Origin of the sequence: Bacillus xiapuensis, assembly GCF_002797355.1 — a bacterium.
In the GTDB taxonomy this organism is placed as follows: domain Bacteria; phylum Bacillota; class Bacilli; order Bacillales; family Domibacillaceae; genus Bacillus_CE; species Bacillus_CE xiapuensis.
The window spans coordinates 765,725-788,720 of record NZ_KZ454939.1; the positions used below are offsets into that span (position 1 = coordinate 765,725).

The 22,996-nt window shown below is 45.4% G+C and carries 21 protein-coding genes and 1 pseudogene; 12 read left to right on the plus strand and 10 right to left on the minus strand.

What is annotated here, in order from left to right:
• Positions 1 to 38: 38 nt before the first annotated feature.
• Positions 39 to 173: a protein YhfH gene (gene yhfH / locus CEF20_RS03855; RefSeq protein WP_100330549.1), complete on the minus strand. Its 135-nt coding sequence runs from the start codon at positions 171 to 173 to the stop codon at positions 39 to 41.
• Positions 174 to 345: 172 nt separating this feature from the next.
• Between yhfH and CEF20_RS03860 the strand changes: the two genes are divergently transcribed.
• The 3 genes from CEF20_RS03860 to CEF20_RS03870 all read left to right on the plus strand — a co-directional run bounded on the left by CEF20_RS03860 (position 346) and on the right by CEF20_RS03870 (position 3,524).
• Entirely contained in the window at positions 346 to 1,077 is a 732-nt protein-coding gene (locus CEF20_RS03860) for an MBL fold metallo-hydrolase (protein ID WP_100330550.1), read from the plus strand.
• A 12-nt stretch (positions 1,078 to 1,089) separates the two neighbouring features.
• Entirely contained in the window at positions 1,090 to 2,079 is a 990-nt protein-coding gene (locus CEF20_RS03865) for a lipoate--protein ligase (RefSeq protein ID WP_100330551.1), read from the plus strand.
• Between the two features lie 149 nt (positions 2,080 to 2,228).
• A complete protein-coding gene (locus CEF20_RS03870) occupies positions 2,229 to 3,524 on the plus strand; it encodes a M48 family metallopeptidase (RefSeq protein WP_232713362.1) in 1,296 nt (431 codons plus the stop codon).
• A 133-nt stretch (positions 3,525 to 3,657) separates the two neighbouring features.
• Here CEF20_RS03870 and CEF20_RS03875 read toward each other — a convergent pair whose 3' ends face one another.
• Together CEF20_RS03875 and CEF20_RS03880 are read right to left on the minus strand one after the other, a co-directional pair.
• Positions 3,658 to 3,888, minus strand: coding sequence for an IDEAL domain-containing protein (locus tag CEF20_RS03875; protein ID WP_100330553.1), 231 nt, complete (start codon positions 3,886 to 3,888; stop codon positions 3,658 to 3,660).
• Positions 3,889 to 4,038: 150 nt separating this feature from the next.
• Positions 4,039 to 4,404: a YhjD family protein gene (locus CEF20_RS03880; RefSeq protein WP_100330554.1), complete on the minus strand. Its 366-nt coding sequence runs from the start codon at positions 4,402 to 4,404 to the stop codon at positions 4,039 to 4,041.
• A gap of 178 nt (positions 4,405 to 4,582) precedes the next feature.
• Between CEF20_RS03880 and CEF20_RS03885 the strand changes: the two genes are divergently transcribed.
• The 5 genes and pseudogenes from CEF20_RS03885 to addA all read left to right on the plus strand — a co-directional run bounded on the left by CEF20_RS03885 (position 4,583) and on the right by addA (position 14,977).
• On the plus strand, positions 4,583 to 5,197 hold the full coding sequence (locus tag CEF20_RS03885; protein WP_100330555.1) for a TVP38/TMEM64 family protein: 615 nt from the start codon (positions 4,583 to 4,585) through the stop codon (positions 5,195 to 5,197).
• Positions 5,198 to 5,509: 312 nt separating this feature from the next.
• A complete protein-coding gene (addB, locus tag CEF20_RS03895) occupies positions 5,510 to 9,007 on the plus strand; it encodes a helicase-exonuclease AddAB subunit AddB (protein WP_100330557.1) in 3,498 nt (1,165 codons plus the stop codon).
• Positions 9,000 to 10,358 (plus strand): annotated as a pseudogene (locus CEF20_RS03900) (UvrD-helicase domain-containing protein); the annotation flags it as partial. The gene addB and the pseudogene CEF20_RS03900, both read left to right, overlap by 8 nt.
• A gap of 566 nt (positions 10,359 to 10,924) precedes the next feature.
• On the plus strand, positions 10,925 to 12,463 hold the full coding sequence (locus CEF20_RS03905; RefSeq protein ID WP_232713363.1) for a reverse transcriptase/maturase family protein: 1,539 nt from the start codon (positions 10,925 to 10,927) through the stop codon (positions 12,461 to 12,463).
• Positions 12,464 to 12,562: 99 nt separating this feature from the next.
• A complete protein-coding gene (gene addA / locus CEF20_RS03910) occupies positions 12,563 to 14,977 on the plus strand; it encodes a helicase-exonuclease AddAB subunit AddA (RefSeq protein ID WP_232713364.1) in 2,415 nt (804 codons plus the stop codon).
• A 328-nt stretch (positions 14,978 to 15,305) separates the two neighbouring features.
• Here the strand turns inward: addA and CEF20_RS03915 are convergent, their stop codons facing one another.
• Genes CEF20_RS03915 through CEF20_RS03940 form a run of 6 tightly spaced genes read right to left on the minus strand, consistent with a single transcriptional unit; the run spans position 15,306 to position 17,128 of the window.
• Positions 15,306 to 15,524 (minus strand): spore germination protein, encoded by a 219-nt coding sequence (locus CEF20_RS03915; protein ID WP_100330560.1) that lies wholly within the window; start codon positions 15,522 to 15,524, stop codon positions 15,306 to 15,308.
• Positions 15,525 to 15,547: 23 nt separating this feature from the next.
• The gene (locus tag CEF20_RS03920; protein WP_100330561.1) at positions 15,548 to 15,898 is read right to left on the minus strand and encodes a spore germination protein GerPE; all 351 of its coding nucleotides are present in this window, start codon (positions 15,896 to 15,898) and stop codon (positions 15,548 to 15,550) included.
• A 15-nt stretch (positions 15,899 to 15,913) separates the two neighbouring features.
• On the minus strand, positions 15,914 to 16,081 hold the full coding sequence (locus tag CEF20_RS03925) for a spore gernimation protein GerPD (protein ID WP_100331992.1): 168 nt from the start codon (positions 16,079 to 16,081) through the stop codon (positions 15,914 to 15,916).
• A 6-nt stretch (positions 16,082 to 16,087) separates the two neighbouring features.
• A complete protein-coding gene (gene gerPC, locus CEF20_RS03930; protein WP_100330562.1) occupies positions 16,088 to 16,645 on the minus strand; it encodes a spore germination protein GerPC in 558 nt (185 codons plus the stop codon).
• Between the two features lie 23 nt (positions 16,646 to 16,668).
• Complete coding sequence (locus tag CEF20_RS03935; RefSeq protein ID WP_100330563.1) at positions 16,669 to 16,896, minus strand: spore germination protein GerPB; 228 nt, start codon at positions 16,894 to 16,896, stop codon at positions 16,669 to 16,671.
• 10 nt (positions 16,897 to 16,906) lie between these two features.
• Positions 16,907 to 17,128, minus strand: a complete 222-nt coding sequence (locus CEF20_RS03940) for a spore germination protein (RefSeq protein WP_100330564.1) — start codon at positions 17,126 to 17,128, stop codon at positions 16,907 to 16,909.
• A gap of 93 nt (positions 17,129 to 17,221) precedes the next feature.
• On the opposite strand from CEF20_RS03940, the gene CEF20_RS03945 reads away from it, so the two are divergent.
• From CEF20_RS03945 to CEF20_RS03960, 4 genes are all read left to right on the plus strand, one after another.
• A complete protein-coding gene (locus CEF20_RS03945; protein ID WP_100330565.1) occupies positions 17,222 to 18,400 on the plus strand; it encodes a DUF418 domain-containing protein in 1,179 nt (392 codons plus the stop codon).
• Positions 18,401 to 18,412: 12 nt separating this feature from the next.
• Entirely contained in the window at positions 18,413 to 19,309 is an 897-nt protein-coding gene (locus CEF20_RS03950) for a fumarylacetoacetate hydrolase family protein (RefSeq protein ID WP_100330566.1), read from the plus strand.
• A 76-nt stretch (positions 19,310 to 19,385) separates the two neighbouring features.
• Positions 19,386 to 19,748, plus strand: a complete 363-nt coding sequence (locus tag CEF20_RS03955) for a YisL family protein (protein ID WP_100330567.1) — start codon at positions 19,386 to 19,388, stop codon at positions 19,746 to 19,748.
• A gap of 538 nt (positions 19,749 to 20,286) precedes the next feature.
• A complete protein-coding gene (locus CEF20_RS03960; RefSeq protein ID WP_198508466.1) occupies positions 20,287 to 21,813 on the plus strand; it encodes an alpha-amylase family glycosyl hydrolase in 1,527 nt (508 codons plus the stop codon).
• Between the two features lie 258 nt (positions 21,814 to 22,071).
• On the opposite strand, the gene CEF20_RS03965 is transcribed toward CEF20_RS03960, so the two are convergent.
• Positions 22,072 to 22,929 (minus strand): DegV family protein, encoded by an 858-nt coding sequence (locus CEF20_RS03965; RefSeq protein ID WP_100330569.1) that lies wholly within the window; start codon positions 22,927 to 22,929, stop codon positions 22,072 to 22,074.
• Positions 22,930 to 22,996: the final 67 nt, after the last annotated feature.

Consider the following 22,996-nt stretch of genomic DNA (forward strand, 5'->3'; position numbering starts at 1 on the left):
ATGCGCTCATAGTCTGAAATTGGAAGGGTGCCGTGTGCTTACAAATCCTTTATCCCAGTGCATTCCTCGCAAAAATTGCTGTAGCATTCATGCTGTTCATCGATGTAAGAGCCGCACTTGGAGCATTGTTTCGCGGGAAGATTTTTGAAAAAATCCACAATATTTTGAACCACTTGTAGCGCCTCCCTTTTTGTTATATAACTGATATTTAATATATTCACATTGTATTATAACAGAAGAAGGGCGTCAACCGTTTTTTGAAAATTTATAAAAATTGATGAGTTGAAGTGAAGAATAATCGGGAATACAATGAAAACAGGAACTATATGAGAAAGGGGACTGGACATGAACGTCACAATTATCGGATGCTGGGGCAGCTACCCTAAGGTCAATGAAGCAAGCTCGGGTTATTTATTTGAAGAAGATGAATTTCAATTGCTGGTGGATTGCGGCAGCGGGGTATTATCGAAGTTGCAAAATCACACAAAACCAGAACGGTTGAACGCTGTGCTGCTTTCTCATTATCATGCGGATCATATAGCCGATATCGGCGTGCTTCAGCATGCTCTGCTTGCTCATAAATATTTATGCAAAGAGGAGCGGCTTCTTCCGATTTATGGCCATAAAGAAGACGCTGGCTTTTCTGCACTTACATACAAAGACTTAACGGAAGGAAGAGCATACCAGCCCGATGACCAATTGAACATTGGTCCATTCACTGTTCAATTTTTACGGACGGCTCACTCTGTGCCGTGTTTTGCTATGAGGATTTCTTCTAAAGGGCACTCGGTTGTCTATACAGCGGATTCCGCTTACCGGGAGGAATTGATTCCATTTGCTAAAGGATGCGATGTTCTGCTGTGTGAGAGCAGCTTCTACAGCGGAATGGATGCAAAGAAGGCCGGGCATATGACGAGCACTGAAGCGGGCCGGCTGGCGCAGCGGGCTGGGGCGCGGACACTCGTGCTAACGCATTTGCCGCATTTTGGCGAGCTTTGGAAGTTAAAAGATGAGGCGGAAACAGAATTTCATGGTACAGTATTAATGGCGAAGCAAGATTTAGAAATCGGATTATAATGGAGGGTCATTATGCTTTTCATCGACAACAAGGGGATTACTGATCCGCGCATCAATCTAGCTATTGAAGAATATGCGGTGAAATACTTAGATATTAACGAAACGTATTTGCTTTTTTACGTGAATGAACCGTCCATTATTATTGGAAAGAATCAGAACACTATAGAAGAAGTCAATATCGACTACGTGGAGAAAGAAGGCATTCATATTGTCCGCCGTCTGTCAGGAGGCGGAGCCGTTTATCATGATTTAGGCAACTTGAACTTCAGCTTTATTACAAAGGATGACGGCGACAGCTTTCATAATTTTCGGAAGTTCACAGAACCGGTGATCACCGCCTTGCATCAGCTGGGCGTACAAGCAGAGCTCAGCGGAAGGAATGATATTCTGGCCAATGGATATAAAATTTCCGGAAATGCCCAGTTCTCCACGAAAGGCCGGATGTTCAGCCATGGAACTCTGCTGTTTGATACCAATATGGACGACGTCGTTTCGGCTTTAAAGGTAAGAAAAGACAAAATTGAATCAAAGGGCATTAAATCAATTCGCAGCCGGGTTGCTAATATTAAAGATTTAATAACGGGTGATATGACAGTTGAGGAGTTTCGCGAGTTTCTGCTGCATGCGATATTTAAAGGAGAGGAATCGGTTCCTGAGTACAGGCTGAATGAGGGGGATTGGAATAACATTCAGGACATTTCCCGGTCGAGATACAGCAATTGGGATTGGAACTTTGGAAAATCTCCTGCTTTTAATATTCAGCGTTCGCATCGTTTTCCCGCCGGCCTCATTGATATTCGTCTGGATATCAAAAAAGGCCGAATACACCATTGCAAAATTTATGGGGATTTCTTCGGAGCGGGAGATGTGGAAGAAGTGGAAAGGAAGCTGACGGGTATCCGATATGAAAGGAGCGACATTGTTCAGGCTCTGCAGTCAGTGGACGTTGCTCACTATTTTGGCGCCATTACCCAGCAGCAATTTGCGGAGCTTTTGTATTAATGATTAGAAAGAAGCGGTTGACTGAAGAAGCAAAACAGTCAACCGCTTCTTTTTGTTTGGAATAAAACGGCTAGCTATCCAGTTTGTATTTTCTGTTCTAATTTCTTTTAATGGGCATTACATATAGTAAGGGGGAAGGAGTGAGACAAGTGAGGAAAAAATGGACTTTGTATGCCGTTTTGGGCTATTTACTTTTTGCAGGCGGCATATATTATTATTTATATGGGATGGGAACCGAGCCGCTTCCTTCTATTTATAAAGGGACAAGTGCTGATCCAGCAGGATTTTTAAGCGGTGAGGAGCAGGAGCTAAGTGCGGAATACTCCAAGGTTCGGAATCTGCTGTATTTTTTGAGTGCGCCGCTGGAATGGCTGATGTATTTGTTTATTGTGTTATTTGGATTATCTAGATGGTTTGAAAAATGGGCAGTGCAGACCGCACGTTTTTCATTTATCCAAACGGCTGCCTATGTATTTTATTTGGCGCTGTTTACAGCGGTCCTCACATTTCCCATTCAATATATTGGCTTTCATTTCTCTAAAGCTTATGGGATCTCCGCTCAAACTTTTGCCCAATGGATGAGGGACGAACTCATCGACTTTTGGATCGGTTACGGCATTATGACGATTCTCATTTTTGTTTTGTACGGACTGATGAGAAAGTTTAAGAAAAAATGGTGGCTGGCTGCATGGGGATTATTTGTTCCGTATACAGTCTTTATGATGTATGTACAGCCTGTCATTATTGATCCGATTTACAATGATTTCTATCCGCTGAAGGATAAAGAATTGGAGGAGGAAATCCTCTCTCTTGCTGAAAAAGCTGATATTCCGTCCAGTCATGTATTTGAAGTGAATATGTCTGACAAAACCCGCGCATTGAATGCTTACGTCACCGGAATTGGAAGCAATGCCCGAATCGTATTATGGGATACGATGCTAAGTAAGCTATCGAAGGATGAAATATTGTTTGTAATGGCTCATGAAATGGCGCATTATGTAAAGAAACATATTTACGTGGGCATGATCTTCTATCTGCTTCTCGCCTTTTTTGGATTTTGGCTGACGGCTGTATTGACGGAGAGGTTTATTGGAAAATACGGGCGGGAGCTGAAGATGACAAAGCGGTCTCAATTGCGGACGCTGCCTTTGCTGTTAATGTTCATCTCTCTAATAGGTTTTGCATCCAGTCCTTTATCTAATATGGTATCGAGATTTGAAGAGAAGCAGTCGGATGCTTATGCGATTGAGATGACGGGGGATAAAGAAGCGGCCATCAGCGCTTTTCAAAAGCTGGCGAAAGAAGGGCTGTCAGAGGTGAAGCCCCCGCTGCTCGTAAAAATCTTCCGTTACAGCCATCCTTCCATGGCGGAAAGATTATACACGATTGAGACCTATCCATTGGATGAAAGCAAAAAAGAAGAGAAAGATGGGAAAAGCACTTAAAAAAAGCCCAACGGCCCCTTAAGCGCCGGTTCTTTCGGTACGAGGAAGGAACCGGGCATTTAAGGGCAGTCAGCTCCAAGCCCTTAAGGCAACGAAGAGGAGTGAAAGAGGAGGTTTCCGGTAAAGAAGGAAGTCAGGATTTAAAAGATTGTTCTAATTGAATTAATTGATTGGATAATTGAATAAAGGCAGAGCGATCGTTTTGATCAAGAGACTGATCAATGGCCGCCATTAATCTTTGTTTTTCTTGCTTAAAAAGAATCTCGTTCAGCAATTCGTCGATGTAGACAAGGGCGGCGCTCCTCTCTTGCTCATGCGGCATCGGCGACTTCATCATCTCAGCGAAATAATTGTTGTTTTCCATTTCTCATCACCTCTGATACCTTTTTCTTATTATATGCGATTTGTAAAGAATAATCAACAAAAAATTAATAATTTTCTGTTAATTATTCTTCGAAAATAAATTTGAGATAGCCCCCTGCTGTTTTTATGAGCCTTTATCAGAATGAGCGGGCTATTGCTGCTGGAATCGTCCGTATAAATAATATTTCATTAATTGCTCTACTCCGTTTCTCAGCCGGGGATTAAAATAATTATGCTGCTCTTCATAGCCCTTGTATAAAAACAGATACATAGTAAATGATTCATCCGATTGGAGTTTTTGGACGCGAATCTGCTGCCTTTGCATAGATCTGCGAGCGGCGGTTAAATCGCGCTGGACGGCGTTCATCGTTTCGCTGATCCACTCTAAGTAGGGGCTCTTTAATTTAAAGGAGCTGTTCTCAATCAGCTGCTTATCTCTATTCAATACGGTCAGTACCATCGGCAAATAGATCGTCTTTTCAATCAAGTCGCGTTCCTGCTCCGGTATTCTCGTCATTGAACTCTCCTCCTATAAAGAGAACATATGTTCTTATTTTAAAGAAACTTAACAGAAATTGCAAGGGGATTTTTCTTTAGCATGGACGAAATGGATGCGTATTATTAACGATTCAGGCCATTATCTGTGGTAGAATAGGGAGAGTGATATTGAGCTTTTATAAGGGGTAATTGACGTTATGGACCTTCAAACAATCCGCGAATGGTTTACATTAGAAAATGTACAAGATTTAATCGAACGCTATCAATCATTTGGACCGATCCCCGGATTTCTATTGCCGATGCTAGAAGCGTTTTTGCCGTTTTTGCCGCTCTTTGCCTTTGTATTAGCAAATGTGAATGCGTTTGGCTTATGGTTTGGCTTCTTGCTGTCATGGGGAGGAGCTGTGACCGGCGCTTTTCTAGTTTTTCTTTTGGTGAGGAATTTTGGGCAGCGGCGGCTGCTTCATTTTCTGCAACGGCATAAGCAGGTTCAGAAGTTAATGGACTGGGTCGACCGCCACGGATTTGGTCCGGTTTTTTTGCTGCTGTGTTTTCCTTTTACCCCTTCTGCAATTGTCAATATTGTGGCAGGATTATCGAATATAAGCATCACTCAATACTTGCTGGCTGTTATGACCGGTAAAGTGGTTATGATCTTTACCATCAGCTTTATCGGCTATGATGTCACCGCTCTAATTAAAGAACCGGTGAGAACGGCGGTCGTGGCAGGAGTGATCTTTATTTTATGGTTTGTCGGGAAACAGATGGAAGCTCGGTTAAATAAACAAGAAACAAAAGAAAGAGGGCATTGAGGGCTGATTGGAAATCAGCTCTTTTTTTTATCCGGCCTTCAGGATGAAGCGGCAAGCCAAAAGTCTAAGCGGGAGAATTACGGCATCCGCATGCCTGCATGATGCAGATGGCAGCCTGTGTTCTTTTTTTCAGCAACGGGAAATGAAAGAACCCCCGCTGTTTGAAGGCTGGCTTTATTGGCAGGGCAGGCGGCAGCAAGCGGTCATCGGTCATTTTCTCTTTTGGATGACAGAACGTATGATCTGTATTATAGTGGGAATATAAGTTGAATCAGCTGTTTCGTTATACTAGTCTTCATGGAGGGAAAACGCATGTCTATTCGCTTTATACTCGGCCGGGCAGGCACCGGAAAAACCAATTATATTTTTCAAGAGATCAAACAATCCGTAAAAGAAAATCCAGCGGAGCAAACGCCTATTATTTATTTAGTGCCGGAGCAGATGACCTATTTATCTGAATATCATTTAGCGGCCGATCCCGAGCTTGGCGGGATGATTCGCGCTCAAGTATACAGCTTCACCCGGCTGGCATGGCGCGTACTGCAAGAAAGCGGAGGCATCAGCAGACAGCATATTACCGCTTCCGGACTAAATATGCTGATACGGAAAATCATTGAAGATAAAAAGGATGAATTGAAAATCTTCGCCAAAGCGGCCGATAAGAATGGATTCATCAGTCAAGTGGAAGAAATGCTGACGGAATTTAAACGGTATTGTGTAACGCCGCAAGAGCTTGCGGAGAAGAAGGAAGAGATGATAAGCGGCGGGAGCTCCAGCGCATTGGCTGATAAGCTGGAGGATCTTCAAGCAATCTACAGCGATTTTGAAGAGGCGCTGATCGGCAAATATGTAGACTCGGAAGATTATTTGCGGCTGTTAGCGGAAGCGGCGGCTTCCTCCGCTTATATCCAGCAGGCAGATGTGTATATTGACGGCTTCCACAGCTTTACTCCCCAAGAATATGAGGTGATTCTTCAGCTCATGAAGCATGCCAAACGCGTGACGGTGGCATTAACGGCGGATACTTCTTTTCGAGCGGGACCTCCTGAAGAAACCCATTTATTTCGCATGACGGGTGAAACGTATTCGATTATTTATGAACTGGCGAAGAACAGCGGCGTTGCTGTTGAAGAGGATCTCTTGCTGACCTTGCCCCGGCGATACAGTGAGCAAGGGCTTATTCATTTAGAGAGAACTTTCGAATATCGTCCGCAAGCAGTCTATGAAAAGCCGGCGCCTGTCCTCATTATGCAGGCAGCAAACCGGCGGGCAGAGATTGAAGGAGTGGCCAGAGAAATTAGAAGACTGGCCCGTGAAAAAGGACGCCGCTATAAGCAAATGGCTGTTTTAGTAAGGAACGGGCAAGATTATCAGCAGGTGATTGAAACGGTTTTTCATGATTATGAGATCCCTTTTTATATAGACCGGAAATATTCGATGTTAGATCATCCGCTGATTGAGCTTATCCGTTCCACGCTTGAGATCATTGGCAGCCGATGGCGCTATGAGCCGGTGTTCCGCGCGGTAAAAACAGACCTGCTATTTCCTTTAAAGGAGAATTGGGAGCGGCTTCGTGAAAAAATGGACCGCTTAGAGAACTATGTGCTGGCCTTCGGTGTGAAAGGAGACCGCTGGACGAACGGCGAACAGTGGAGCTATCGACGGTATCGCGGGTTGGAGCAAGTCAATAATGTTCAAACAGATGAAGAGCGAAAAATTGAAACAGAATTAAATGAGATGAAACGGCTCATTACAGAACCGGTTCTCCGCTTAGCGCGCCGGCTGAAAAAAGCGAAAGTGAGCAAAGACTTTTGTGAAGCGCTCTATTATTATTTGGAGGAGCTGGAAATTCCGACTAAGCTTGAAAAACTTAGCCGGGAGGCGGAGGAGCGAGGAGATTTACTAACAGCGCGAGAGCATAATCAGGCGTGGAACGCAGTGATGGAGCTGCTTGATCAATACGTGGAAGTGCTGGGTGATGAATCCATGACGGTGAAGAAATTCACAACGATCATGGATGCTGGGTTAGAAGCGATGAGGTTTGCGACAGTGCCTCCAGCTGTGGATCAAGTGGTTGTTGCCCAGCTTGAACTATCGCGGCTTGCCGATGTGGAGGCAGCCTTTGTTATCGGCATTAATGACGGGGTTTTGCCGGCAAAAATGACAGACGAAGGCATGCTGGCTGATGAGGATCGTCAGCGGCTTCTCGACAGCGGAATGAAGCTGGCGCCAAACAGCAAAACGAGATTGCTTGATGAGGAATTTATCGCTTATAAAGCTTTTACAACACCATCGAGCCGTCTGTATATTTCTTATCCGCTGGCTGATGAGGAAGGCAAGGCGCTGTATCCTTCCCTTTTTATTAAACGGCTGAAGGAGATGTTCCCCTCCGCAGAAGAACGATGGCTGGTGAATGATCCATCTGAATTAGGAGAGGATGAGGCGCTGCAGTACGTATGTCATCCTAGTGCCACCCTGTCTTATTTAACGGCTCAGCTGCAGCTTAAGAAGCTTCAGTATCCTATATATGATTTTTGGTGGGATGTTTATAACTTTTATATCCATACACCGGGAGAGAAAGAAAGGGCCTCTATGGTGCTGTCCAGCTTGTTTTATAAGAATGAAGCCACTCCTTTGGATGACAAAGTCAGCAGGGAGCTTTACGGAGAAGAGGTGATTGCCAGTGTATCGAGAATGGAAATGTTTAATAGCTGCCCGTTTTCTCACTTCGCCACTCACGGTCTCAAATTAAGAGAGCGTGACATTTATCGCCTGCAGGCGCCGGCGATTGGGGATCTCTTTCATGGAGCGCTGAAATGGATTGCTGAAGAAATAGAAAAACGCGGATTGAATTGGGCAAATCTAACCCAAAAACAATGCTGGCATTTTGCAAAAGAAGCGGTCGCTCATTTAGCACCCAAACTGCAAAATCAAATTTTATTAAGCTCGAACCGCTATCTTTATATCAGCCGCAAGCTGGAACAAATTATTGGAAGAGCCTCCTATGTCTTAAGCGGGCAAGCTCGGGCAAGCGGGTTTTCCCCCGTAGGCATTGAGCTTGGCTTTGGTCCGCGAGCTGAACTGCCGCCGTTAACTTTTACGCTGAAGAACGGAACAAAAATGGCTCTGGCAGGAAGGATTGACCGCGTGGATAAAGCAGCTGGAGAAAACGAAGTGTATTTGCGCGTCATCGACTATAAATCCAGCGGTCATGAACTGGATTTGACTGAAATGTATTATGGCCTCGCTTTGCAGATGCTAACTTATTTAGACATTATCTTAACGTACTCACCGCAGATTGTCGGCGAAAAGGCTCATCCGGCAGGGGTGCTGTATTTTCATGTTCATAATCCGATGATTAACAGCAAAAAAGCCATGACGATTGAGCAAATTGAGGAAGAAATTTTCAAAAGCTTTAAAATGAAGGGGCTTGTTCTGGGAGAAGAAGAAGTGGTCCGCTTAATGGATACCACCCTTGAAACAGGCAGCTCTAAAATCATTTCTGCCGGAATTAATAAAAAGGATGGCAAGCTGGCCAAAAATTCAAAAGTAGCAAACAGGCAGCAGTTTGAATATATGCGCCGTCATGTCCGCCAGCTGTATCAGCAATCGGGGGATGAAATCGTCTCAGGGAAGGTGGATATTGTTCCTTATCAATACAAGAAGCGCACTCCTTGTGATTTTTGTTCCTACCGGTCTGTTTGTCAGTTTGACGAAACGCTCGAGGAGAATCATTACCGGCTGATTGTCCCGGAGAAAGAGGCGGAGATTTTTAAGAAATTAAGCGAGGAGGGAACGGAGCATGAGTAATCTAGTTATTCCTGAAAAGCCTGAAGGGGTGACTTGGACAGATGATCAATGGAAGGCGATTATGGCCAGCGGGCGTGACATTCTGGTCGCAGCAGCGGCAGGATCCGGCAAGACGGCGGTTCTCGTCGAAAGAATTATTCAGAAAGTATTAAATGAAGATGAGCCGGTTGATATTGATGAATTGCTTGTCGTGACTTTTACCAATGCAGCGGCAGCTGAGATGCGGCAAAGAATAGGCAGCGCCTTGGAGAAAGCGGTGGAGCAGCAGCCTGTATCGAAGCATTTGCGCCGGCAATTAAGCCTATTAAATAGAGCCTCTATTTCTACGCTTCATTCTTTTTGTCTGGAAGTGATCCGCAAATATTATTACTTAATTGATATTGACCCATCGTTTCGGATTGCCGATGAAGCAGAGGCCGCTTTGCTTCGGGATGAAGCCATCGAGGAGCTGTTTGAAGAAGAATACGGGAAGGAAGAAAATGAAGAATTTTACCGGCTGGTTGATACCTTTTCTAATGACCGCAGCGACGCTGAATTGCAGACAATCGTTGGCCGGTTATATGATTTTGCCAAATCGCATCCCCATCCGGAAGAATGGCTCAAAAATTTGCCGCAAATGTATGATGTGGATGAAGAAACAACAGACATCGACAGCTTGCCGTTTATGGAAGACCTGAAATTGGATCTGGATCTTCAGCTTGAAGGAGCAGAGGCCATTCTCCGCGAACTGCTGGAGATGACTGCATGGCCTGGTGGGCCTTCTCCAAGAGCGGAAAATTTTCAAGAAGATTTGCAGATCGTTCACAAGCTGCGCGCGTCGGTCTCTTCTTGGCAAACGCTATATAATGAAATGCAGAAGGTAAAGTTTTCCCGGCTGAAATCCTGTAAAGGCGAGGAATATTTGCCGGATCTTGTACAAAAGTCCAAAGAAATGCGAGAACAAATGAAGAAAACCGTCGATTCCATAAAGGAAGATTATTTTTCCCGCAAGCCGGAAAGCTATTTGCGCGATATGAGAAACATGAAAGGCGTGGTGGCTGCTCTTGCCGAGCTTGTGCAAAAGTTTTCTGTAAAATATCAATCACTCAAAAGAGAAAAAGGGCTTGTTGATTTTGGAGATCTCGAGCATTTTGCGCTGGAGATTCTGCAGGAAACGAGCGGTGAAGGGGATTCTTCGCTCAAGCCGTCTGAAGCGGCAATATCCTATCAGCGGCAGTTTAAAGAGGTGCTTCTTGATGAGTATCAAGACGTCAACCTTGTTCAAGAATCCATTATTCAATTAATTACGTCAGGCGGAGAAGCTGCAGGCAATTTGTTTATGGTAGGCGACGTGAAACAAAGCATTGTGCGCCCATAAGGGGATTGTATATTTCACCATTAGGCGGTGAATGAACGACAGAAACCGTTCATATATCAGCCGACTAATCTTGGAGGGAAACCAAAGAGGGAGTGCAGCATGTCGGTTAAAGTCACAAGTCAGCCTAAACGGAGGGCTGCGACTGAGTGGCGAGATATAAAAGAATCGTAAGAGGAAGAAGGCTAGACTGCTTGAAGAACAATCCGAGTGGGAGAATGTTTGCCTTTCAGGAAACCGTTTGATACCTGAAATCCATTCTGTTCATCGTATGAAATGCTTGCGATGAACAGGAGGGCGTGCCGCGCATTGGTACACCTGCCCGGTTTCTGAATTGACAGAATGGACACGTCTCCAGATGGAGGAAAAGGATGAATGTTCCTTCCGGCAACGATTCGCAGCCTGTATACAATGGCCTAAATGGGGATTGCCTAAGTTGGAATGCTGTGGAGGCTATGTGCAAAGGCACTGAATATCCAATAGGGCAACGGAGCTCCCGTAGTAGTCGGAGATAGGGAAAGCCTGTTACATGGCGAAGGGGAGCAGCTTACATCGTATAAACAATGAAGAAAGGAGCGAAAGGCTCTATGCAAAGTTCGGAAATTGTTTTATACAATCTATCGAAACAAGCGCATAAAGAAAATTATCAGTATGACCGGTTATATCGGCATTTTTATAATAAAGATTTTTATATAAAAGCTTTTTCTAAGATAGGCAAGCATAAAGAAAGCACAGCCAGCAAAATAGAGGGTAAAACAGATGATTTCGGTGAAGGAAACATTCAAGCAATCATTCAAACGTTCAAAGATGAAAGCTATCGTCCTGCTCCAGCCCCGCTAGCTCATATCCCAATGAAAAAGAGCAAGGCGCGGCCCTCAGGAATACCGGGATGGGCAGATGATGCGGTTCAGGAAATAGGCAGGATGCTGCTCCAAGCTATTTATGAGCCGGTATTTTCGGATGACTCACATGGTTTTCGTGATAAAAGGAATTGCCATACAGCTTTGGAGCAAGTGAAGCATACGTTTTCCGAATCTAATTGGCTCATGAAAGGCGAAATACAATCATTCTTTGACCAGATTGATCATCAAGTGCTCATTAGCATTTTAAGAAAACGGATTAAAGATGAGAAATTTATCCGGCTGATATGGAAATTCTTAAAAGCTGGTTATCTGGAGAATTGGCGCTTTCATCGCACATATAGCGGCACACCGCAAGGCGGGATTCTCAGCCCGGTTTTAGCAAATATATATTTGCATGAGCTGGATGAATATATCACGAATGAGGTAAAGCCCTTGCTTCATTCCGCTCAAATCGGTCATGGGCGCCACAAGCGCCTGCATGAGTCCATTGCCAAGCCAGAGGATGATGAATCTGAAAACCAAAGCCAAAAAAGCTTGAAATATGTCCGGTACGCAGACAGCTTCCTAATAGGAATAAGCGGCAACAAAGAAGATTGCAGAAAGATTCAGCGACTGATCCTAGCCTTCTTAAAGAATCAGCTGCAGCTTGAAATGCCGGCAGAGAGCGCGTTCATTACACACCGCACTAAGCCAGTGAGATTTTTGAGCTATGATATTACAATCAGCCGGGATCGGCATGCGCAAGGAGAGAAAGGCGGCGCAGTCAAGCGAAAGAGCGGTTATGTGCAGCTGCGAATTCCTAAAGGAACGATTGAAAAATTTATCGTTGAACGAAAAATGGTTCGAGATATCAATGCGAAGCAATGGGATATACTTCACCGGCCATCTTTGATGGGGTTATCCGATGCAGCCATCATTGAAACGTACAATGCCGAATTAAGAGGAATATACAATTATTATTCGCTGGCAGAAAATGTGTCGCCAAAAATGTGGTCATTGCGTCATGTTATGGAATACAGCTGTTTAAAAACACTGGCGGGCAAATACAAATCCTCAGTAGCAAAGATGAAGGTTAAGTATAAACAAGGGAAACACTGGGGAGTGAAGTATTCATCCCAGCAAGGTGAAAAAGCTGTTTGCTTCTATAAAGACGGATTCCGCAAAAAAACCGCACGCCGCGGACCTAAAATTGATGTAAAGCCCAATCTATATCCCTATCGAGGAAAAAGATCCAATTGAATAGCGCAAGAGATGATAGATATGTGTAAGCGGAGAGCCGTATACTTTGAGAGGAGTACGTACGGTTCGGAGGGGAGTTTCCGGAAACCTCCTGCAGAAATGCAGAAAGGCGCTGGATGCTTACCCTACTATCGTTTTCGTTTAGCGGAGCCTAATTTGTTTTTAAGTAAGTATCGCCGCTTTTCGGCTGCTGGAGAAACGGCCGGATTGCGCATTGATTTAGCGAGGAACTTTCGAAGCCGCAGCGAAGTATTAGCAGGAACGAATTTCATATTTAAACAAATCATGGGTACAAGAGTTGGAGAAATCGAATATGATTCACAAGCGGAGCTGGTGAAAGGGGCTGACTATCCCCAAGAGACGAGCTTTCCGGTCGAGCTCACGGTGATCGATCAAGCGAAAGAATCTGCTCGTGAAGAGGAGACGGGGCTTGAGGATGCGGAGCAGTCTCAGCTTGAAGCTAGATGGATGGTACAGAAAATCAGGGAGCTAGTCGAGTCAAGGAAGCCCATCTATGATCCAAAAACAAAGAAAGAGCGGCCGGTGCAATACCGGGATATCGTAATTCTTCTACGCTCTATGACCTGGGCCGGAGAAGTTATGGAGGAATGCAAGCGAGCGGGAATTCCGCTTTATGCCAAGCTTGGCAACGGTTATTTTCAAGCGACGGAAGTAGCGATTATGATCGCGCTGCTACAAGTGATTGATAATCCGTATCAAGATATTCCTCTTGCCGCTGTTTTGCGGTCACCCATTGTCCGCTGTTCAGAAAATGATTTAGCTGTGATTCGTCTTTGTTCGAAAAAAGGCACATATTATGAAGCGGTTCAAGCGTTTGCCACTAGCCGTCCGGAAGCAGAGCAGGAAGAGCTTCACGAAAGAATATGCAAGTTTTTGGAAAAACTGAGGGTATGGAGAGCTCTGGCCAGAAACGGTTCGTTGTCTGCTCTGATTTGGCAGTTATACCGTGATACGCATTATTATGATTTTGTCGGCGGAATGCCCGGCGGAAAGCAGCGGCAGGCGAATCTGCGCGTTTTATATGATCGAGCCAAGCAGTATGAAGAAACTTCCTTTAGAGGACTTTTCCGTTTTCTTCGCTTGATTGAGCGCTTGCAGGAGCGCGGGGATGATTTAGGAGCAGCGAAGGATTTAAGTGAACAGGAGGATGTAGTGCGCCTGATGACAGTACATGCCAGCAAAGGACTGGAGTTTCCGGTCGTATTTGTCGCAGGGCTCGGCCGATCATTCAATGAAATGGATCTGCGGCAATCTTATTTGCTTGATAAAGAATACGGCATCGCCGCAAAATACATCGATCCCGTGAAGCGCCTCAGCTTCCCCTCTTTGCCGCAGCTCGCTATCAAGCGGAAAAAACGTTTAGAGCTGCTCGCTGAAGAAATGCGTGTGCTGTATGTGGCTTTTACGCGCGCGAAAGAAAAATTGTTTTTGCTGGGTACGGTTAAAAGTGCGGAAAAGATGTTAGACAAATGGAAAAACGCCTGGAATCAAACGGACTGGCTGCTGCAGGATGCACAGAGAGCCGCAGCCGGAAGTTATTTAGACTGGATCGGTCCAGCGCTTATCCGTCATAGAGAAGCGAATCTAACGGAGAAACACAACCCGCTAGTCATTCCTGAAATCACTCAACATGCTTCACGCTGGAAAGTGCAGATTACCCGGCCGGAGGAATGGATGGAAGGAGAGGAACAAGAAGCGGACCTAAGGGAAGGGTGGCAGGATCTGGCGGCGGCAAACAAACCAATTGCGGTTTCATCCCCTCACAAGGAGGAAATCAACAAGCGGCTTCAATGGCGCTACCCGTTCCAGTCAGCGAGCGTTTTGCATACGAAGCAGTCGGTATCTGATTTAAAGCGAATCAATGAAATTTATAATGCGGGCGCAGAGAACGGATTGGCCCGCAGCTATCAGCGGCCGGTCTTCAAGCGCCCCGCCTTCATGCAGGAGAAGAAGCTGACCCCGGCAGAGATCGGTACAGCTGTGCATACGGTCATGCAGCATTTGCCTCTGAATCAGCAGCCAGCAAATGCGGATCTAAAGTGTTTTATCGAACAATTAGTTCAAAGGGAGCTATTAACGGCTGAACAAGCAGAGGCGGTTGACCCTTCCATCATTGCGGAATTCTTCAATACGGAGATTGGCCAAATGATGCTGAAGGCGGACCGCATTTACCGAGAAACACCATTTAATTTAGGGATGTCAGCGAGAGAGCTGTATCCTCATTGGAGCGGTTCTGAAGAAATCGTTCTCGTGCAAGGCATCATTGATTGTTTGATAGAAATAGGGGGGGAGCTTTATTTGCTTGATTACAAAACCGACACAATCAGCGGGCGCTTCCCGGGCGGGTTTGATAAAGCCCGTCCAATTCTCGAATCCCGCTATCGCCTGCAAATTGAATTGTATGCGAAAGCTGTAGAACAAATTTGGAAGCGAGAGGTGAAAAGAAAATACTTATTCTTTTTTGACGGAGCGCATTGCCTGCCGGTCGAGTAACAAGAAATCCCTTCACTCACCGCTAAGAATTCAAGATAAACTTGAAAGAGGGCTGACTCCGCATTGAGCAACCTTGTCAGAAAGTGAAGCATGTATTCAAGACAAGGCAAGGAGGTGCGGGGCAGTCCTCTTTCGTTTATAAAGTTGAGGGGCTTTCATCCCCCGCTGCTGAAAAGAAGAACAAAGGCTGCCATCGCAACGTCCTCTTGCAGCGTCTCTTTGCCGCCTGCATCGTGCAGGTCCGAACGCATCGGACATGCAGATGCCATGATCCCCGCTCCATTCTTGAAGGGGAGATAAAAGCATCTTGCACTTCGGATAAATGAAGCTAAATATTGCCGGTGATTGGCTGGTCAACGGAAGTAGGATCGAATACGGCATTGGTATTTAAGCCGGCGTAGGTGACGATGAATGAGCCGGTATTTAAACCTCCGGATCCCGATTGGGTTTTTCCGCTGCTTTTGGGAGAAATCACAAGTGCATCCCCATAATGAATTACCCCGCCGGAAACAGTGAAAATTTGTATCGGCCCGACAAGAGCAGGCATAGAGGTTCCTCCTTTCGCTTGTATTAGCGGCCTGCTAATTTTCGAATATGCTTAATGGTTGAATATCCAGTGGCTTGTTGGGCCGATCCAATCAAGCCAACGCCAGAAACGGAAAAGGCAAGGACGGAAATACAGCCTACGTGGATACACGGCTGCAAATTCAGCGTATATGGTTCGTTCAGTTCTTTCCTGCATATGGGAGCAGGCGGCGGCAAACGGATGCCCGGTCGTTTTTCATCTATAAAAAGCTCGCTTTTCTGCTGCAAAGCCAAGACCGTGGAGCTGGTGTTCAAATAGCGGACATCGCCTATTTCAACGGTGGAACCAAAAAGAATCGTACTTACGGAAAAGTGATCAACAATAGAAACTCGCATAGGCCCCGCTCATCCTTATAGCGGAACATACGGACTGATAATTAAAGATTCCGGCGGCGTATCAAAAGAAGAATAAAGGGAGATGGTCTCCGTATCCCCTACTTGCAGATAGGAAGAGCTGGATACGGCAATGATGGAAATCTGACCAACTTCTAATTCCCGGTTAATGACTTGCAGATTCAAAGCCATTCACTCCGTTTCAGGTATCTTGCTCATAAAGGCAAACAACGCTTGCTGCACATCATTTTTAATTTTGGAAAGGACGGTTTCTTCCTGAATTTCAGGGGGCTCATTTCGGCATTGGCCATGGTAATAGCCAATTCTTTGCGGCAGCTGTTTAATTAAATCCTTTCTGATGTGTTCCTTCATTTGCGGATCAAGTGAACGCTGCAGCTGACTTTCAAAATCGTTAATCATGTCATCGAGATGATGATCGATAAAGCGGATGGAAGCGTCCAGCAAAGCTGGCTGTGCTGTTTGCTGAGAGAGAGAGGAGGAAGGAAGGTCGAGATCTTTGACCTGTGATAATTCAGCCGGATTTAAGCCGATATTCAATGTTCCTTCCAGCTTCTCTACTTTCAGCTGGTCGAAGGAGTATTCAATTGTGTCAATTACAACAGGCGGACGGCTCCGCCATTCCTCGGCTTCTTGCTGAAGCGAACGGATTCTCTTTTTTAAATCATCGATTTGCTGCTGCTGATATTGGATCCACTGCCAAAGCAACTGGCTGTCTGGCCATTGTCTCATTTTACTTCCTCCATTCTAAAGGATCAGCTGGGCGGTTGAAGCGGAATGAGGAAGGGAGAAGGCTGCGCACCGCTAGTCACAATCGTCTCTCCCGTAGCTTCTGGTGCTTGCGTGGTAAAAGCACCGGTGTTAAATAAATAAGAGCTTTGCTCAATATGTCCGGATGTTCCGATTTGCAACATCGACGAGTTGGCGATACTTTCAATATTAAGCAGCCGAATATTAATCGTTTGTGAAAGAAAGATATTCATAGGACAGCTCCTAAAGGTTTCCGATCTGTAATTGATCCAGCACATCACCATCATAAACCATTGAATGAGAGGTTCCTGAGTAAATCGATAACCCGTGTCCGGTATTAAAGGAACCGGCTCCCGAAAAGGTTTTAGTTTGCGCAACTGGATGGATTTGAAAGACATCACCGACGTTGAATACGCCGCTGGAGGAGACGTTGATGACTGTAACCGTTCCAACGATCGCTGGCAAGACAAATCACATCCTCAATGTTTCTATTTAATGATATGATATGTAAATAAGCAAGATTTGTGAAAATGGAAGGAGGGAAGACAGGACACAAATATGACATCAATAAACAGAAAAAAGCGAATTCAATCGCTCGGCCATTTATGGGGCATAGCTTTATTGGGGATTTTTCTGGTGAATATGCTTTCCTTTCACTCCCCTTATTTGTACTATAATCCTTATGAATGGTGGAGCGGCGCACAAGATTATCAGCATTTCAGATGGCTTGATATTTTTGTAGAGGCAAGCTTTTATCCGTTAGCTGCATTGCTTTTTGGGTATGGAGCGGCAATGCATCGGGAGAACGTACTGGCGAAGAGGATTGGCTATCCGCTCATCGCCATGCGCAGTTGTATGTTTCTGCTCTTTGTCGGGATTGTTCACGCTTTTTTTGTGTGGCCGGGAGATATTCTGATCAGCTTCGCTCTGTTTGGTTTGATCCTAATACCGCTATTAAAGCTGCCCGGAAAACCATTATTGATCATAGGCACTCTCTTATTGTTTGTTCCAAATGTTTTTCTGGGGGTGCTCGGCTTATTAATGGCCGCAGCAGATCCGACGGGCGCCTTTATTTGGACCGATATTACGGGAATCAATCAGTCGATGGCGGCCTATGGAAGCGGAAGCTTTCAGGAAATCACCCAGCAGCGGATAAAGGATTGGCTGCTTCCTAACCATCCGGAATCGATAGCGGTTCAGGCCATCACTGTATTTCCGCTCTTCCTTATAGGAGCGGGCGCACAAAAGGAGAATATTATAGCTAGCTGGACACGTCAGCCGCGGCGGGCAATCAGAACCTTCGGGAGCTTTTTTGCGGCGGGGGTTATTTTAAAATCGCTGCCGTATATGAGCGAACCGGATATGGCTAATTTGTTTGTTCAGGATTCTGTAGGAGGTCCTTTGCTCTCCATTAGCTATGCCGCTTTAGTGATAGGGGCCGGGGCTTGGAGTTTACCGCAAAAAATACTATATCCCTTTGCCGTGATTGGCCGGATGCCGCTGACCAATTATTTGATGCAATCAGTGGCCGGGACATTGATTTTCTACAATTATGGCCTGGGTCTGTATGGCCAAATTACACTGACAACCGGCATTTGGCTTGTGCTTGCGATTTACACGGCACAAGTTGTGTTATCGGAGCTGTGGCTGTCGAAGTTTTCAAGAGGGCCGGCGGAAAGTCTATGGAGACAAGTCACTTATGGGAGAAAGAAGAGGAAAGAGGTTCATATACGTTAAGGGGGAAGCAAAATGAAATTCATCAGTTATGAATGGAATGGAACGCAAACATACGGGGTTTATGATGAGAATACAAAGCTTGTGTGGGACTTGAGAATGCTTGGCGAGAAAGCGGGAATTCTGCTTCCTGACACATTAGCGGAAGCGATTGCCAAGACCGCTGATTTATACGGGCAAGCCAATAAGTGGCTGGCTGCTGCCGGGGAGAACGAAAAAGCGCTGGCGGCAGCGGATGAGCAAGAGATTCGGTGGCTTGCGCCGATTCCGCGCCCGGCTAAAAATGTGATGTGCATCGGAAAAAATTACCGTGACCATGCGATTGAAATGGGAGGGGAAGAAAGCATTCCGGAGCATATGCTAGTATTCACTAAATCTCCGACGGCTGTTATTGGTTGCGAAGAGGATATTCCCGCACACGCCGATTTAACCGATGCGCTTGATTACGAAGGTGAATTAGCCGTAGTCATCGGCAAGCGTGGGAAAGAAATTTCAAGAGGAGAGGCTTTTGACTACATTTTTGGTTATACTATCATCAATGATGTCACCGCAAGGGATATCCAAAAGCGCCATAAGCAGTTTTTCCTTGGCAAAAGTCTCGACGGCACTTGCCCGATGGGACCTTGGATCGTTCCTAAAGAGGAGATTGCCACCCCTCACCAGCTGGCTATTGAAACGAAGGTGAACGGTGAAATCCGTCAGCGTTCGAACACCGAGCATTTGATCTTTCCTATTGATGAGATGATTGCAGTGCTTTCCAAAGGGATGACGTTAGAACCCGGAGATATTATCGCCACCGGAACTCCATCAGGCGTCGGATACGGTATGAATCCCCCTCGGATGCTGAAGCCGGGAGATACAGTTGAAATAACAATTAAAAAAATTGGAACATTAGCCAACAAGGTGCGCTAGAAGGATGCCATACTTTTCTTCTCTTTCATGAACGTGTTACTATGGTAAGGAAATTAGAAAAGGAGGAGAGACAAACTTGGAAACTTTATTTTTTAATAGTACCCATTTACATATCACAACTTGGGTGATCGCCATTATTTTGTTCTTTATTGCACTTGGCAAGTACTCAACGGGTACGCATATGGCTTTGCGGCTGTTCTACATTTTGGTTATAGCTACAGGTGTATTGCTGTTTGTGAGACATCATTCAATGGATGATATGCTATACGGCATGAAAATGCTTGCAGGCTTAGTAACAATTGGCCTGATGGAAATGGCCCTGGTTCGCAAGAAAAAAGGGAAAGAAACGAGCATGATGCTCATTGCCGCTGTTCTGCTGCTTATAGTTACCCTTTACTTAGGCTTTAGACTGCCGATGGGATTTAACTTCTTTGCTTAATCAACGTTGTTCAAGCGCAGGCGGCTGCTTTTGCCGCCGTTCAAAACTAACTTAGATCGCGGTATTCGCAGGCTGAAAGCGTAAGGTAAACAGAGTTCAATAGAAGAGGGAGGGAAGTCTAAAAAGTCCCTCAAAAAAACAGCTGGGGAAATACGGTTCACTTTTCTCCAGCTGTTGTTGTCTGTCTTCAAAAAGATCATGTTCCCGTGCACATGCAGATAGCCCTTCACCTTCAATGGCGTGTCCAAACAGCCCTCGCATTCACGCGCTACATCCTCTTATTCCTAACCGATCCGTTTTTTTCTGTTCGTGTATTTCAAAAATGTCACACGGCGCCATTAAAGCATATCAGCCTCATTAAATACAAACGGTTCTTATTGAAAGGAGCGTCAAGGTCTCCAGAATGAATATATGTGCAGTTGATCTTTGACGGTGATCCGCAGCCAAATAGAAAACGATTGCATTGTAGTTTGACGGTTTAACAGGAAAAGCGTAATCTTAAAGCGGTATGTTCATTTAGATGTGGGGGGAAGCGAAAGTGAAAAGGAGATTAAGTTCGCTGCTGCTAATACCATTTCTGCTTTTATACGTTTTTCCTGCTGGAGCAGGGGCGAAAGAAGAGCGAAAATGGCAAGACGAAGTGATTTATTATTTAATGGTGGACCGTTTTCATAATGGTGACAGCGCAAACGACACAAAGAAAAATAATCATGACCCTTCTGCTTATCAAGGCGGCGACTTTTCCGGCGTGATAAGCAAGCTAGATCATATTAAAGATATGGGGTTTACTGCTGTTGTGTTAAGTCCGGTCTTTCAGAATCAGCCGGGCGGTTATCATGGCTATTGGATTACAGATTTCAATCAAACGAATGAGCAATTCGGCACGAAGAAAGAGTTAAGAAAGCTAGTGAAAGAAGCGCATAAGAAAGACCTGAAAGTGATTCTTGACTTTCCGGTCACGCGCGTCAGTACGGAGCATCCTTGGACAAAGGATAGCGGTAAAACAGAGTGGTTTACCAATAAAAAGGAGCAGGCCCCTGAAAAGTGGCTTGGACAAATGGCTACGCTAAATTTAGAGAATCAGGCCGTGAAGGAAGAATTGATTCGGGCAGTCCGGAAATGGGGAGAGGAGGTGGAGGTTGACGGGTACTATTTCAGCGATGCAACCGATGCGCCCTTGTCATTTTGGCAAGAAGTCACGCAGCAACTAAAGAAGCGAAATAAAGACTGGTTCTTGTTGGGCGAAAGCAGGGAGAAGGACATTCATAAGCTGGCTGAATACGAGAAAACCGGCTTGACGGGTGTGATGAACGCTCAATTGACCGCTCCCCTGCGCAAACAGTTTGCCAATGTTAATAAGGATTCAAGTCAAACGCCTGAAGTGATCAAGAAGACGGCAGCTGTTCTGCAAAATCCGCTGCTGTCCGTCAACTATTTTGATTCCAATAAAACAGAGCGCTATACCCGCGATCTCGTGGAAGAAAAAAAATTGCCCGGAACCCGCTGGATGCTTGCATTAACGTATTTATACACTATTCCAGGAATTCCGGCGGTCTATTACGGATCTGAAATAGCGCTTGATGGCGGAGAGGGCGTCAGCAACCATCAATTACTTAACTTTAAAACTGATCAAGAGCTCATGGATTACATAAAGAAGCTCAGCTCGCTGCGTCAGGAGCTGCCGGCGCTTACGCGAGGGGACTTTGAGCTGTTATATGAAAAAGACGGCATGGTTGTTTTTAAACGGCAGTATAAGAAGGAAACGATTATCACCGCTGTCAATAATACGGATAAGAGCCAGAAAGTCCGGATTCCGGCTGAGCTTCTCAGCGGTAAGGATGAGAAAGAGCTGCGCGGACTGCTGCAGGATAGTCTCGTTCGCCCGGAAGGCGGCCAGTATACCATCATTCTGGACAGGGAGACGTCGGAAGTCTTTGCTCTTACCGGAAAAACAGGCATAAATGCCGCATTTATAGCCGCTTTAGCTGCTGTCTACATCATTTTCTTGATTTTCATATTTCTTGTATGGAAACGCGGAAGAAACAGCCGAGCCGACCGGCGTTAATCATTCAGCGAGCTTCATATAGAGGGGGCATCGAAGAATCATTGAAAGATTCTTCGATGCCCCCTCTTTTCTAAGCTATTTACGGCAATTGCTCCGCTGGCGCGAAACGTCTGTCAAGAGATATAGTGGTCTCTCCGTGACGGACGGCGTATTGACCATCCTTTAAACGGAAGAGCATCAAGTTTGTCAGATAGAAACAGCTGATGATCTTCATTTGAAAAACTTTTTCCTCTGAATGTTCTTCCTCTGATGATTGCTCTAGTTTTGTGCCCGGCTGTTTAAAAAGAATAGCGCAATCGTTCCCGGTCCTGCATGAGATGCGATTGTCGCGCCTATAATATGGGTATAAATGTCTTGACAGCCAAAACGCTCTTGAATCATGTTTTTTAACAGTTCGGCCGATTCGAGGTCATTCCCGTGGCTGATTGCGATTCGCTGAGCAGATAAATGATCGCCCCGTTCTTCCATAAGGTCGAGCATGCGTTTAAAGGCTTTTTTGCGCCCGCGAATTTTTTCGAGCGGCACCAGCTTGCCTTCTTCAACATGCAGAATCGGCTTAATATGCAGCAGTCCGCCGATCCAAGCCGCTCCATTGGATAATCGGCCGCCCTTTGCTAAATGTCCAAGATCTTCAACGGTGAAGATATGTTCCATATGCTTGGAATGGAAAAGCAAATCATCGATTAATGCATTTTTTGCCGCACCGGCCTGCAGCTGTTCAACAGCACGCATTACAATTAAACCATAGCCTAAGGAAGCGGCTTTCGTATCGATAATGGTTAAGTCGAGATCCGGGTATTGCTCCCGCACTTGATCACGCACCATCACAGCGGTTTGATAGGTGCCGGATAACGCTGAAGAGAAGGCCGGATAGATTCCGGGTTCACCGCTTTTAGCCAGATCGGTAAAGAGCTTTTCAAACAGCAGCGGGGATGCTTGGGAAGTCTTTGGCATCTCTCCATTGTGAATCGCTTCATAGACTTCTTTCGGATCAATGCCGATCATGTCTTCGTAGTCTCGGCCATGCATATGCACATGAAGCGGAATGGGTGTAATGGCATGTTGCTTGATGTATTCAAGCGGCAAATCACAAGCTGTATCAGCAAATAACTTCATTCTGGTCCCCCCTATACGTTATATTATTGTATATGGTCACACGAAAAATAACAATGGAATAGGCCCT